11 protein-coding genes are annotated in these 12,779 nt (G+C 57.2%); all 11 read right to left on the minus strand.

Annotated elements, in window-relative coordinates; all coding sequences use genetic code 11:
• Nucleotides 1-8: 8 nt before the first annotated feature.
• Nucleotides 9-2,624, minus strand: a complete 2,616-nt coding sequence (gene tssH, locus ACOTX1_RS12880; protein ID WP_023314304.1) for a type VI secretion system ATPase TssH — start codon at nucleotides 2,622-2,624, stop codon at nucleotides 9-11.
• A 38-nt stretch (nucleotides 2,625-2,662) separates the two neighbouring features.
• Nucleotides 2,663-3,706, minus strand: coding sequence for a type VI secretion system baseplate subunit TssG (gene tssG / locus ACOTX1_RS12885; RefSeq protein WP_022651406.1), 1,044 nt, complete (start codon nucleotides 3,704-3,706; stop codon nucleotides 2,663-2,665).
• Nucleotides 3,703-5,574 carry a type VI secretion system baseplate subunit TssF gene (gene tssF / locus ACOTX1_RS12890; RefSeq protein WP_263521627.1) on the minus strand — a complete coding sequence of 624 codons (1,872 nt, stop codon included), beginning with the start codon at nucleotides 5,572-5,574 and terminating at the stop codon, nucleotides 3,703-3,705. The genes tssG and tssF overlap by 4 nt, the downstream gene beginning before the upstream one ends.
• Nucleotides 5,575-5,576: 2 nt before the next feature.
• Nucleotides 5,577-6,140 (minus strand): type VI secretion system baseplate subunit TssE, encoded by a 564-nt coding sequence (tssE, locus tag ACOTX1_RS12895; protein WP_015570336.1) that lies wholly within the window; start codon nucleotides 6,138-6,140, stop codon nucleotides 5,577-5,579.
• Nucleotides 6,133-6,945, minus strand: a complete 813-nt coding sequence (locus ACOTX1_RS12900) for a type VI secretion system accessory protein TagJ (protein ID WP_023314306.1) — start codon at nucleotides 6,943-6,945, stop codon at nucleotides 6,133-6,135. Before ACOTX1_RS12900 ends, tssE begins: the two co-directional genes overlap by 8 nt.
• Before the next feature lie 9 nt (nucleotides 6,946-6,954).
• Entirely contained in the window at nucleotides 6,955-7,941 is a 987-nt protein-coding gene (locus tag ACOTX1_RS12905; RefSeq protein ID WP_023314307.1) for a hypothetical protein, read from the minus strand.
• 16 nt (nucleotides 7,942-7,957) lie between these two features.
• A complete protein-coding gene (locus ACOTX1_RS12910; RefSeq protein WP_003859969.1) occupies nucleotides 7,958-8,755 on the minus strand; it encodes a PP2C family protein-serine/threonine phosphatase in 798 nt (265 codons plus the stop codon).
• Nucleotides 8,752-10,527, minus strand: coding sequence for a type VI secretion system-associated FHA domain protein TagH (gene tagH / locus ACOTX1_RS12915; RefSeq protein WP_023314308.1), 1,776 nt, complete (start codon nucleotides 10,525-10,527; stop codon nucleotides 8,752-8,754). The genes ACOTX1_RS12910 and tagH overlap by 4 nt, the downstream gene beginning before the upstream one ends.
• Nucleotides 10,528-10,617: 90 nt before the next feature.
• Entirely contained in the window at nucleotides 10,618-11,040 is a 423-nt protein-coding gene (locus ACOTX1_RS12920) for a hypothetical protein (RefSeq protein WP_126497698.1), read from the minus strand.
• A gap of 4 nt (nucleotides 11,041-11,044) precedes the next feature.
• The gene (locus tag ACOTX1_RS12925; RefSeq protein WP_032634186.1) at nucleotides 11,045-11,437 is read right to left on the minus strand and encodes a hypothetical protein; all 393 of its coding nucleotides are present in this window, start codon (nucleotides 11,435-11,437) and stop codon (nucleotides 11,045-11,047) included.
• The gene (locus ACOTX1_RS12930; protein ID WP_023314310.1) at nucleotides 11,438-12,454 is read right to left on the minus strand and encodes a hypothetical protein; all 1,017 of its coding nucleotides are present in this window, start codon (nucleotides 12,452-12,454) and stop codon (nucleotides 11,438-11,440) included.
• Nucleotides 12,455-12,779: the final 325 nt, after the last annotated feature.

Consider the following 12,779-nt stretch of genomic DNA (forward strand, 5'->3'; position numbering starts at 1 on the left):
GATGATTATTACGCGGCAAACTGACAGTGGAACTCGCCCTGCTCGCAGGTGACATGCAGACGTCGGTACTGCTGGTCGCTGCGGCTGGCGGTAAGTAAAATCTGGCTCATCTGAGGCAGCAACGTATTGGTCAGAATCGCATCCACCATACGCCCGCCCGACTCAACCTCGGTACAGCGCTGAACAATCTGTTCGACCACGCTGTCGTCAAATTCAGAAATAATATTGTGATTCTCTTCCAGACGACGCTGAATGCGCCTGAGCTGAAGACGCACAATCTGCCCCAGCATCTCGTCGCTCAGCGGGTAATACGGCACCACCAGCAGGCGGCCCAGCAGCGCAGGCGGGAACACCTCCAGCAGCGGCTGGCGCAGGGCGCCGCTTAACGCGTCAGGCTCCGGCATCAGTTCCGGGTCGGCACACATGGCTGCGATCAGGTCGGTGCCGACGTTAGAGGTCAGAATAATAATGGTGTTACGGAAATCAATGTGACGCCCTTCGCCGTCCTCCATCCAGCCCTTGTCGAAGACCTGGAAGAAGATCTCGTGGACGTCCGGGTGCGCTTTCTCAATTTCGTCCAGCAGCACGACGCTGTATGGACGGCGGCGGACGGCCTCGGTTAATACCCCGCCTTCACCATACCCTACGTACCCCGGAGGCGCACCTTTTAAGGTGGAGACGGTGTGCGCTTCCTGGAACTCGCTCATGTTGATGGTGATGACGTTCTGCTCGCCGCCGTACAGGGATTCGGCGAGCGCCAGCGCGGTTTCGGTTTTACCGACGCCGGACGGACCGCACAGCATAAAGACGCCCACCGGCTTGTTCGGATCATCAAGCTTCGCCCGCGAGGTTTTCACGCGGCGGGCAATCAGATCCAGACCGTGACGCTGGCCAATAACACGCTGGTTCAGCGTGTCGGCAAGGTTCAGCACCGCGTCAATCTCATTTTTCACCATCCGGCCCAGCGGGATCCCGGTCCAGTCTGAGACCACCGCAGCCACCACGTTCTCATCCACCGCGGCAAACAGCAGCGGTTCGTCACCCTGTAAGATCTTCAGCGCCTGCTGCTGTTCTGCCAGCTGGCCGTGCAGCTCGGCGGTATCCTCATCTACCGCCGCAAACAGCGCGGCACGCAGACGGATAATCTCCTGCACCAGGCTGCGCTCTTCTTCCCAGCGTCGGGCCAGGGCTTCGCGTTTTGTCTCATACGCGTCGCGTTCGGCGCGTAATGCCGTGACGCGCTCGGCATCACCGGCCGCCACGCGCGCTTCGCGTTCTGCGATCTCAATTTCCACGTCAAGCGCAGCAAGGTGACGCAGACAGTCTTCCAGCTGAGCAGGCGGCGCGCTCTGGCTGACGGCCACGCGCGCGCAGGCGGTATCCAGCAGCGCCACCGCTTTATCCGGTAGCTGACGCGCAGGGATATAGCGATGCGACAGTTTCACCGCCGCGCTGACCGCTTCGTCGAGGAGTAAAACCTGATGATGGGTTTCCAGCGGCGACACGGTGCTACGCAGCATCAGTACGGCTTTCGCTTCATCCGGCTCGTGAACCTGTACGGTCTGGAAGCGGCGGGTCAGCGCAGGATCTTTCTCAATGTATTTTTTGTATTCCGCCCAGGTGGTCGCGCCGATGGTGCGCAGTTGCCCGCGCGCCAGGGCTGGCTTGAGCAGGTTAGCGGCATCGCCGGTGCCCTGCTGTCCGCCTGCGCCAATCAGGGTGTGGATCTCATCGATAAACAGAATAATTGGCGTGGCGCTGGACTGCACCTCGTTAATCAGCGCCTGGAGGCGCGCCTCAAATTCCCCTTTCATGCCCGCTCCGGCCTGAAGCATGCCGATATCCAGCAGCCACAGCTGAACGTTTTGCAGCGGCTCCGGCACGTCGCCGTCGGCGATACGCAGCGCCAGCCCTTCCACCACTGCGGTTTTCCCGACGCCGGCTTCCCCGGTCAGCAAGGGGTTGTTCTGTCGACGACGCATCAGGATATCGACCATCTGGCGGATCTCTTCATCGCGCCCCACCACCGGGTCAATCTTGCCTTCCCGGGCGCGCGCCGTCAGATCCTGACCATACTGCGCCAGCGTGCCCTGCGCAGCCGGTACTGCCCCGGCAGGCGCGTCCGCAGCGGCGGCGGCCTGCTGGCTCTCTTTGCTGCTGGCGCAAATGGCGTCGAACTGCTCGACCAGCACCTCAACGTTAAGACGGGTGAACTGCGCCGAAATACTTTTCAGCACGTTAGCCAGATTCCACGTTTTCAATATGCCGATCAGCAAATGGCCGCCGCGGATGCGGCTGACGCCAAATTTCAGCGAGCCGTAGACCCAGGCGCGCTCGACGGCGCTGTCGATATGCTCGGAAAGATCAGACACGGAACTCGCGCCACGCGGCAGGGCATCCAGCGCCGCCACGATATCGCGCGTCAGCTGCTGTTCATCAAGGGCGAAGTGACGGATGACCTGTTGCAGATCGCCATCCTGCTGCTGCATCAGCTGATGCAGCCAGTGCACCAGCTCAACGTACGGGTTGCCGCGCAGCTTACAGAAGGCAGTCGCGCTTTCCAGAGAGGTAAATAACAGCGTATCCAGTTTGCCGAAAAGCACGGCACGGCTAATTTCTGACATGTTAGTTTCCATTAACAATGATTCGGTATACGGAAGGATTATCGCTCTGCGCGATACACCAGATCGCCACGCGGAACAGGCTGAGGCTGAAGGCCGAGCCAGGTGTTGTACCCTAATCGCCCGGCGCTACCGAGCGTGGCGCCCTGCACCGCATCGGCGCGCAGGATCACCCGTGTTTCCCATTCAAATTCCACCCCGGCGTACTGTCGCACCCAGTCGCGCAGCTCGGTGACCCATCCTTCGCCCGGCAGAAAACGGTTGTAGTCGTCTGCGCTCAACGGGCCAATCTCGAGCCGGAATTTATGCTGCACGTCGCGTACCGCAATGCCGAGAAAAGCGGACTCTCCCATGCGCGGCAGGCGACGCCCCTCACCCAGCTGTGCCTGCTCCCGCGTTGAGAGCGGCATCCACTGCGGGACGTTGGCCACCAGCCTGACCGGCACGTTGAAATAGTTGCGCAGGATTTTCTCCAGCCCTTCCGGGTCCCGCCCGTGGCGGGTCAGGTGCCCGGCGTGAGTAAAGCGGGCATGCGCGCTCAGGCTGCCTTTCGACATCTGGGCAGGCTGCCCCATGCCAATCAGCGATGCCAGATACCCTTCGAAGCGCCTGTTGTCGTCGCGATCCAGTGAAACGGCAGGCTGCGCGTCCGCCCAGGCGCGGTAGAACAGCAGCGTCAGGCGGTGGTGAAAGAGGTCGGCAAACGCGCTGAGGCTGTGATCCTGATGATGATGAATACGCTCGCGGGCATACTCAGTCATGTGCACCGGCAGTGGGCCGTTAGGACCAAACAGGCCGAAGCTCAGAATGGAAACCTCATGCAGTCCGTTCTCTTCCCGCTGCCGGACCTCAGCAACCGTTGACGGCGCAAAGCCCATTGAAGGCTGCTGACCAATACGCAGCGGCTCAAATTTAGGCAGCGGCGCGCGTCCCAGCGGGTAACGCTCGCCGCCCTGGGCATCAATGCGTCTTAACAGCTGGAACAGATCGTAGCGCCACGGCGTCTCGCGCACTCCGCGCCAGAACGCATCGGGCAGCGGCGTCAGGCGATGCACGCGCAGCGTTGCAGGGGCAACTTCACTCATACCAGCGCCCTTTTACCCATACGCGGTGCCCAGTAGCCGATTTCGCCGCGCTGCTGGCTCTTGAGCGTGAACTCCGTAAAGCTGTTGATGGAGACCAGGCGGGCAAAAAGGCGTTCCAGCACGCTGCCGAAAAGCCACGGGCTGGCACCGGAAAAGGCACGTTCGTCCACCGTCAGGGTGATGCCGATCCCGCGGGCGAACACCACCGGCCCGGGTTCCGGCACGCGGCGGTGCACCGGCTCCAGCACGCAGTGACGAACGCCATCCACCTGACGGGCAACCGGCGTCTCGGCGAGGTTGGCGTACAGCCCTAACAGCTGACGCAGCGCGGCAGCGCCCTCTTCGTTTTCGCTGTCCATCAGGCTAAGGTAGTTCATTTGCAGCTGGCTGATGAGCCGCCAGGTGCTGAACCCTTCGGCCAGTGCCGGACGCGGCGGCGTCGGGCCTTTACGCAGGGTTAACGCCTTCACCGGCATGGAGTCGGCCATAATAAACTGCCCAAGCTCCTGCTGGAGCATCAGCGGCAGGTCACGGCTGGTGCACAGCACCTCGGCGGAAATGTAGCGCAAATTCTCCTGCCACGGCGCGTGCTGCGCATCCACCAGCGAGACGAAGACCTCCGAGCCGATATAGCCCGTGCGGGTGCCATAGCGCAGCGCGTGTTCGGAGAGAACGCGCTGCTCACGGCGCAGGGAAAAATAGGCGCCGTAGTTGCCCGCGTCTCCGCTCCAGGTACTCCAGAAAGGACGAAACGTCTGGTCGTCCCGCTGACCATCGGCGCTGGCATAAATTTTTTTCACGGCATAAATTTCATAATCTAGCGGGCGGATGTTATCCACCACCAGGTGGTATTCATGCTGGCTTTCGCTCAGCTTCTGCCGGGCCGCCACTTTCGGGAACAGGTTGATCACCGGCGTGCAGTGCAGCGCCAGGTGGCTGGCATCCACCACGCGCTCCAGCTGATCGTCGCTCTTGTCGAGCAGAATGAAGATATCAAACGCTTTTTCGTCTTCGCAGCGCTGGATCAACTTGCCCAGCCCGCTCAGGCTGATGAAACGAAAACGCGCCGGGAACGCGAAGTACTCCTGCAACAGGCGATAGCCGTCAAAGTTACGCAGATCGTCCGGGAGCAGGGCCTGGTCCGCATCAAAGCCTTCCTGACGCAGGGCGTCAGACGACAGCAGCTGGCGCTGGGGCTGCTTGCTGACCGTCTGGCAGACAATGCCCGCGTGGTGCTCCATCACCAGCTCCAGCAGCTTCAGCGCCTCGATGTCCGGGCCGCTTAAGAAGAACTCCAGGCGGTCAAAATTCAGGTGCCCGAGATGCTGCGGGCCATCGCAGGCAATGCGGACCCGTAAGGCGCTGCTGATCCCCCGCTGACTCAGGCCGAGCTGGGCCAGCGGCAGATCGGCGGGAACGCCGCCCAGCTCGATCCGCTCAATTTTTAACGGCAGCAGGTTCACCTCGTGCGCCGTGGTATAGCTGCACGTAACGCCGGTTTTTTTCAGCACCAGGCTGTCCATCATGGTACCGCGCGGCACAATAAAGCCTTTGCTCAGGTCGCCCCGGCTGCTGTCGGGCTGAATTTCAGCGATCGCCATCGACGGCGTAGACGCCAGATAATTTGGCGCAATCATCTCCAGCATACGCTGTGAAAAGCGCGGGAATTCGGCGTCCATTTTCATCTGCACGCGGGAGGTCAGGAAGGCGAAACCTTCCATCAGGCGCTCAATGTACGGGTCCGCCACTTCGATGCCGCGCATGCCGAGCCGCCCCGCCACTTTCGGGTAGCGTTCGGCAAACTCCGCGCCCATCTCGCGCAGATAGGCCAGTTCACGGTTGTAATATTCGAGCAGTTTGCTTTCCATCATTACCCCGCATCTTTCAGTTCAAAATGGCCGTTTTCCAGATCGACGTCGGTGCGAAAGAGAAACTCCAGCGGATACGGCACGCACCACAGGCGGCCTTTGATTTCGATAGACAGAACGTTGTGCAGATCTAACGAGGAGGTATCGGACACGCAGCGAACCTGAAGCCCCTGCGGCAGGATCCGCGGTTCAAAGTTAATAATCGCTTCGGTGAGCTTGCGCTGAATGTCGTGCCATTCGATATCAGACATTCTTTTCCCCGCCAGCGGCGCGACGCCGAAGTTAACGACGGAACGGCTCACCTGCGTCAGCCCGCTCAGATCGCTGGAGGCATCGTGGTTGATGGTATTAAACAACCACTGTAAATCCCGCAGGACGTTACGACGCAGCGCGGCGTGGGTAATCAGATTGCTGTTGGCGGACTCGCGTTTTTTTTCCGGATCGTTATCCGTCAGGCGATCCAGCAGTGAGGGCTGCATTTTGTCCCGCGCCCCCACTTTCTCCTGCCTGCTGCGGGCCTGCCAGCCGCTGCGCAGCAGATCGCCTTCGCCAGCGGGATTACTCATCCGCACCATCCGCAGCAAACGTCACCAGGCTCAGGGTAAGCAGCGGGCTTTCGCTTTGCTCGCTCAGCCAGGCTTTCTGTCCCATGCCTTCATACAGGGCGCCGTCATCGTCCAGCGGGAGCCATTCGGTGGTGCGCCCCAGCTTAACGCTGTCTGGCGCCCCGTCAGCAAACGGATAACGCGCCGGGATCTGACACACCTGCTCGGTGCCGTCCGTGAGGCGGACCAGCGCATGACGCCACACCAGATCGGTCACGCTGGCCGGAGCCTGAAAACGGATCGCATCGATGGCGCAGAACGGCACCCAGAAATAGCGGCCATTGACCAGGGTTTCACACACCGGCCCCAGACGGGCATCGCCGTCCATCAGCCATTCAAAGGTGTGGCTCTCTTCATTCTCCAGCGTGACCTGCCCGCGGCTTGCCGGGGCCTGTTCGAGTGCCTCCAGGCGCAGCGTTTGCGCTTGCCCGGCGCGTTCGGTCAGCGCCTGGGCTAACGTCGACAGCCACGGCCACTGCGCCTCGGGCATTGCCGGTCGCGCCTCTCCCGCGAATACGCGCGCCCGCTGCTGTTCACCCTGAATGGCCTGCTCCAGCAGCGTTACGGTCGGTTTTGCCTGCGGCTTCAGCGCCAGCCAGCTTTTCAGCTGGGTCAGGGCGCGCGCCCAGTTGCCGCTGAGGATCAGAAACTGCACAAACGCGGCGCGCAGATCGGCATCCGCCGGACGGGCTTTGATATCGGCTTCCAGGCGAAGCAGCGCGTCGCTAATCGACTCGCCCGCCAGACGTTGATAAAGCGTATTCATAGCCCCTCCTTAATTCGCCGCGCGCCAGGCGCCCACTGCCGGATCGCGCAACTGCGGGCGCAGCGTGTCAATCAGAACAACGTTCAGCTCCGCGCCCGGTGCAACCCATGCGCTCCAGATCTTCTTCACCTCTGCGATACGCGCCTGGAGTCTGGCGTCGTCGCTGGCGATCTCACGGGTGATTTCCACCGCCACCGTGCCGTTGCTCTTCCAGCCGTTCAGAGTGCTGTCGTACGGCAGGATCATCCAGCTCTGGTCGCTGTTCGGGGTGCTGAAGACCATGCGCTCTTTGTTGACGGAGGTGATCAGCGCCTTTTCAGGATCGACCGCGTTGTTCAGTCCCATCACCGGGAAGCCATGAATGTAGGTGACCGGAATCGCTTTCTGCGCCCCGTTACGATTTTGCGTCACCACGGTGTGGCCGCTGAGCCAGCTACCGTTGCCGCAGCGGGTGGTGTCGGAATCCGGAATAAACAGCGCCGGCGCGGAGGAACCGCCCTCCCAGAAGGTGCGCAGGTGGCAACCGTCCTGAAGGGTGAACTCCTGCCATGGCGTACGATCTGCCGCCACGGTGTGCGTCTCCGGATTCTGGTCAGGCGGCAGCAGCGCGCCTGAGGTGGTGGTCGTTGCCGCCGTCGTTTCCTGCTGTTTCACCACCAGCGCCCAGTCCTGTGCTTTAGCCGCTGTGCCCCGGGCAAGCGTCGTGCCTTCCGGATCGTTAAGCGTCCAGTTCAGGGTATTCAGCTTGCTGCACTGGTGCTCCAGCAGCGAGCCAAGGCGCGGCACGAAGTTTTCCAGCACCGAAACCTCTTTCTTGCCGTTCGCCACGATACGCAGCGCCACGTCCGCCTTACACCAGCTTTGCGGCGTATTGTCTTTAATGTTGTCGATCCAGATATCCAGCTTCTGCGCAGGAGACTGCACGATGCGGAAGTTTTCAGCCTGTGCGGTGGTCGCCACCGTCAGAAGAGCCAAACCCGATAGCCAAAGTTTCATATCAATCCTTGTGTGTCTAATCAGTTCCGCAGGGAAGAAATTGTGCTGCGTCAGAGAGCGTATGCAGCAAAGTGGTGTCCTGAGGGTTGCCCATCCACACCGCCACGGCGGTATAGTTATCCTGAGCATTGCCCTCCTGTTCGGCATTCTTTTGAATGATTTGGTTCATTAAGGTCAGCCACTCCTGTGGCGTATTAACCATGTGCAGCGACTGCTTCATCTGCTCTTCGCTGACGCCGTGCCAGAAACCATCGGTGCAGAGCAGGAAGGCATCACCGTCCTCAACCTGCACGACATCGCTGTAGCTCGCTTCCGGTCCGCCATTCTCAATACCCAGCGCCAGATACAGCAGGTTGCTGTTGAGATCGTCGGTCTGATGCCCGGCATCTTTCATCTGCTGGACGAGGCTGTGATCGGTGGTGACATGCCACAGCCAGCCGCGGCGAAACAGGTACAGGCGGCTGTCTCCGGCGTGCGCCCAGTAAGCCAGACGGTAATCCCTGTCGATAAACAGGCTGACCAGCGTGGTGCCCATCCGGCGATAGTCCTGCACGGCCTGTTGTTCGCTGAGGATGGTGCGGTTCGCCGTTTGGACGTAGTCACGAATATGCTGCGCATTCAGGTGCTTGTCGCCGTCAAAGCGGGAAATAATGCTGTTGCGGGCCAGCTCAGCGGCCACCTCGCCGCCCGGCAGGCCCGCGATGCCGTCACAGACGACAAAGCAGGCTGAACGTTCCCCGATGGTTTCTCCCGTCTGATCCTGGTTGCTGGCGCGCGTCCCCTGGCGGGAGAGAGAAGCCGTTGCGATATTCATTTTTCTTCCGATCCGCTTTGTGAGTCTTTGTACTGATTGACCTCCATGTCATAGGCATGGAGGAAGGCTTCGCCAAACAGGGTATGGAAGTCGTCCTCGATCTCGCCCGCCGTCTCGCCATAGCTGCGAACGAAATAATCCCACAGCGCGGCTTTACGGCTGCCCGGCAGCGCCAGGCGTGACGTCATCCCGTTCTGCTTCGCCTGCTCTTCCAGCTGTTCCGGATTAAAGGATTGCAGCATGGCGGCGATAATGGCGCGGATACCGGAGATCATCCCCAGCTGGTGCGCCTGGAGATCGATTAGCGCATCACGCACCGATTTGGTCGGCGGCATAAAGCCCGGCATCGGCGTGCCGAACATCTGGATCAGCACCGTTTTCCCGGTCGGCAACAGTTTGAACGGGTTGTTCGCATCGTCGAGCACCATGGTCATATCGGCTTTCACCCCACGCTTGAGGATGGAGCGCGAGGAGAGCAGCGCCACGGTCCCCTGCGAGAACATGCCCAGGATCTGCCCCAGCTGACGCATATTTTCCCGGTCGAATTGCGGTACCGGCTGCATTTCGCTCAGGCCCATGCCCTCCAGCAGCGCCTCCAGCAGTTCGCCCTGAAGCACCTCGCCCCGCTCGCCGGTCTGCGCGGAGGCAGCAGGCGAAGCAGCGTTTTTAACCGGGTCGATACGCAGGCGGCCTTTAGGCGCCTGCGCGTTGCTGCGCGCCACGGCCTGCGGCGTTGGCATGGTGAAGCCAGCGTAATCGGGACGCGCGGGCTCTTCTTCCGCGCGCGGCACATCCTGTGGTTCAGTCGGTTCCGGATCGAACAGCGGTGAGCTGGCCAGCGCATCCTCTTCCTGTGCGGCTTGCGGTTCAGGCTTTGGCTCCGGCTTATCGGCCACGATTTCATCCGGATGGGTTAACGGCGCGCCACCCATCAGGCCGAGGGGGTCATCGTGACGCGCGGCAGGTGCGCTCGCCGACCCGCCAAACAGGGCTAACGGATCAAGTTCGTCCGACGCCTCTTCCTTTGGCTGGGCAGGTTTGCTTTCGTCCGGCTGTACCAGCGTTGAAGGGGTGACATCGTCAAAGATGCTCTCTTTTTTAAACAACGCTTCATCGCTGAACAGCGTGTCCGGGTCAACGTTTTTACGTTCAAGCGACGGTTCGGCGTCGTTAAACATTGCCAGCGGATCTTCGGCATTCCGCTCCGGGGCCGCAGGCTGAGAGAACGGATCGTGGGATGCCGCGGGCTGTGGTTTTGCCCGGTTGCTGGAGATGCTGTCGGAGATGGAAAACTCCTGCATCAGGCTGTCCCAGATTTCCGACGGCACGGCCGTAGGTTCAGCTTTTCCGCGAGGCGCGGCGCTGGCCGGTTTCGGTTGTGGCGCCGGAGCAGGTGTCGCCGCTGGGCGCGCCTGCTGCATGCTGGCCGCCATGCGGCTTACGGGCTGGGTGTCATGAATGAGTTCGCTGACTTCAATGCGATAATCATCAATACCGAGAATATCCCCGTCCTGAAGCTCAACCTGACGCCCACGCTCCAGCGGGATATCATTCAGTACCACGCGGGTAACGCTGCCGCGGTTCGTGACGCGGCATTCGCCACTGGCGTCGACGTGAACGATGGCCTGCAAACGCGAGATGGTGCGGTCATTGTCCGGCAGCACCAGATTGTTATCCGTACCGCGCCCAATGGTGCCGCCCGGGGCATAAAAATCACAGCTGCTTTGCGGCGGCTGATGACCGGGTTTCGTAGAAATAATCGTGAATCGCATGGCGTATTCCTGCTGGTATGATTAGCGCTCAAACGCTGCCGCTCTCGGGGGTGAAAACGGCGGGGTTTGGGGATTAAGGGCTGATTAAAGCTATTTGACTACATTCAGGAAAATAATGCCGATAAGCAGCCATAGCGTAAAAAGTAAGGCCTGAACTTTATAGCGTCGATGCAGTTTTAATATCCAGCCGATTCTCTCTTCCGGTAATGCCTGAACGAATTTATAGGCATCGTCCTGAACATTTCTGTCTTTGGTAAATTTCATCTTCACGCCTTTGCGAAGACGAACAAACCAGATTATTTTATGATAATTCGCCAGTGAACCAAAAAACGATGCATAATTTGTTATCAGGTCGATATCATAGCCTTTTTGGCGATATTCAGAGAGGAGCCACTTATAATCTGACTCGTTTTTTTTAAAAAGCCGAGAACTGTAAACATCCATGATTACAACGTTAATAAATAAAAGCACAAGAAACAATAACGTTATATTTGCCAGGCATAAAGATGACATGCTTTTAGGGTCCTGTAGCAATCAATAAGAACAATAGAAGCATCAAAAAGACAACAAAAAGTGTCATCCTGTAAAACATTTTTATCCATGAGAAATCGTATATCGATGATACTAATGCCTCTGCCTCCGGAGGGAGATTTTTTTTGCTATTTTGCTTTGTGGCTTTTCCAGCCAATATCCTTTTCATAAGGAACACACGATGCGCAAATCCGGGAAGACCAAGTTGTTCATAAAAAAGATAATCGTTTACATCTAAATATTGCTTATCGCTCAAAATATGAAATGATTTTGATAGCTCCAGGGAATATTTACGATAAAAATAAAAATAAAAACACAAAGAAGCAAACAGTCCTAAAAAAACCAATAAAAGCAATATTAAACGCAAATCTCCATTCATTTATTCGTCCCCAGAAAAAATCAAGTTACTAATCCCTTCACCCAATTCAGCCCCTCCTTTAGTACCCATCCAGGCTCCCGCAGAAGTAGCGCCTAGTCCTACAACAATTCCACACACAAGGGCACCAGTACCCATCGTAGGTATTCCCATTGCACCGCAAAGAGCGCCAGTACCTAAAGACGCAGCCCAGGCTCCTCCCGCAGCACCAAGCGTACCTCCACCAAACTTACTATATTCAGTAACAGCAACTTTTCCACATTCATCTTCACGATCGACAGTACAGGCTTTATAAACATCATTAGAAGTATTCAAAAAAGAGAAACCTAGTGAGATCCAGCCCCCTGCTTTCATAATACTAGCCGCGCGAGAAGAGCGTACAATATAATCTGAATATCCAGGGATCGCGCCGACACCAACCGTACTCCATTCATGGACGATAGAGCGGCTTGATAAGTTCAATGCTTTTTTAATATTTTCGTAGGTTTGAATCTTAAGTGTTAGCTTGCTTAGGTTATTTAATAAAGGTTTTAGCTGAGAGAATAACACCCTTCTTTCCATATAAAACTGCCGACCAATTAAAGAACCTTGGGATATAAACTGATTCTGATAAGTCCTCTCAATTTTAATGAGTATATTTTCAATTTGCCTGAAATATTTCTCACCTAAATCACCAGCATTCCCAGCTAGTTTATCACCTAAGGAAGTCAATGCGGAAATATTGTCATAATTAGCGTGGAGATACTCTGCAACCGATGCGTTTAATGATGCCAGCGCATGGTTAATTTTCTGTTTTGCCCTGGAAAGAATACTCAGTTGCGATGACTGATTCGTGTTGTCTGGGTCAGCCACGATGAGTAACTGCCCTGGTTTCAACCAAGGTGTGTCATTGTTTATTTGCATAAAGTATCTAGCGGCTTCGCTATTGACATTATTAAACAATAATCGTGCTTGATAATCTAAAGTTCCAGGATGTTGGACCACACAGTAGCCCGGGCTAACGGTTGAACGATGTGTCATATTTAAACCCTTTAATCAACACACATAGTTGTCCAGAGTTTGCAGTGGTGAATTGTTTAATTATTTTATAATTAAATAAACATTCAAACGCCGATGCACTCTCGAAAACACCGAGGTTTGAAAATTATATCATTCACTTGCCGTTAAAAGTAACTCGCAACTTATACCTTTCTTTAATATTAACCGTGCAGCATATCGAATAGCAGTTTTTTCATTGACAATCTTCAATACTACATCATACTCACTTTTGCGCCAGTCAACCTCATTCAGACGAATACACTCCTCTGTAATCAAGATATGCATTGCTGGAAGTTGGTCATGAGAA

Source organism: Enterobacter cloacae complex sp. IR5401 (assembly GCF_049238425.1).
Lineage (GTDB): Bacteria > Pseudomonadota > Gammaproteobacteria > Enterobacterales > Enterobacteriaceae > Enterobacter > Enterobacter hormaechei_C.

What these genes read in the sequence shown, in the direction of transcription:
- tssG (WP_022651406.1), bottom strand. Translation starts at nt 3,706, where the DNA reads ATGAGTGAAGTTGCCCCTGCAACGCTGCGCGTGCATCGCCTGACGCCG.
- tssE (WP_015570336.1), bottom strand. Translation starts at nt 6,140, where the DNA reads ATGAGTAATCCCGCTGGCGAAGGCGATCTGCTGCGCAGCGGCTGGCAG.
- ACOTX1_RS12920 (WP_126497698.1), bottom strand. Translation starts at nt 11,040, where the DNA reads ATGTCATCTTTATGCCTGGCAAATATAACGTTATTGTTTCTTGTGCTT.
- ACOTX1_RS12925 (WP_032634186.1), bottom strand. Translation starts at nt 11,437, where the DNA reads ATGAATGGAGATTTGCGTTTAATATTGCTTTTATTGGTTTTTTTAGGA.
- tagH (WP_023314308.1), bottom strand. Translation starts at nt 10,527, where the DNA reads ATGCGATTCACGATTATTTCTACGAAACCCGGTCATCAGCCGCCGCAA.
- tssH (WP_023314304.1), bottom strand. Translation starts at nt 2,624, where the DNA reads ATGTCAGAAATTAGCCGTGCCGTGCTTTTCGGCAAACTGGATACGCTG.
- ACOTX1_RS12930 (WP_023314310.1), bottom strand. Translation starts at nt 12,454, where the DNA reads ATGACACATCGTTCAACCGTTAGCCCGGGCTACTGTGTGGTCCAACAT.
- tssF (WP_263521627.1), bottom strand. Translation starts at nt 5,574, where the DNA reads ATGGAAAGCAAACTGCTCGAATATTACAACCGTGAACTGGCCTATCTG.
- ACOTX1_RS12900 (WP_023314306.1), bottom strand. Translation starts at nt 6,945, where the DNA reads ATGAATACGCTTTATCAACGTCTGGCGGGCGAGTCGATTAGCGACGCG.
- ACOTX1_RS12910 (WP_003859969.1), bottom strand. Translation starts at nt 8,755, where the DNA reads ATGAATATCGCAACGGCTTCTCTCTCCCGCCAGGGGACGCGCGCCAGC.
- ACOTX1_RS12905 (WP_023314307.1), bottom strand. Translation starts at nt 7,941, where the DNA reads ATGAAACTTTGGCTATCGGGTTTGGCTCTTCTGACGGTGGCGACCACC.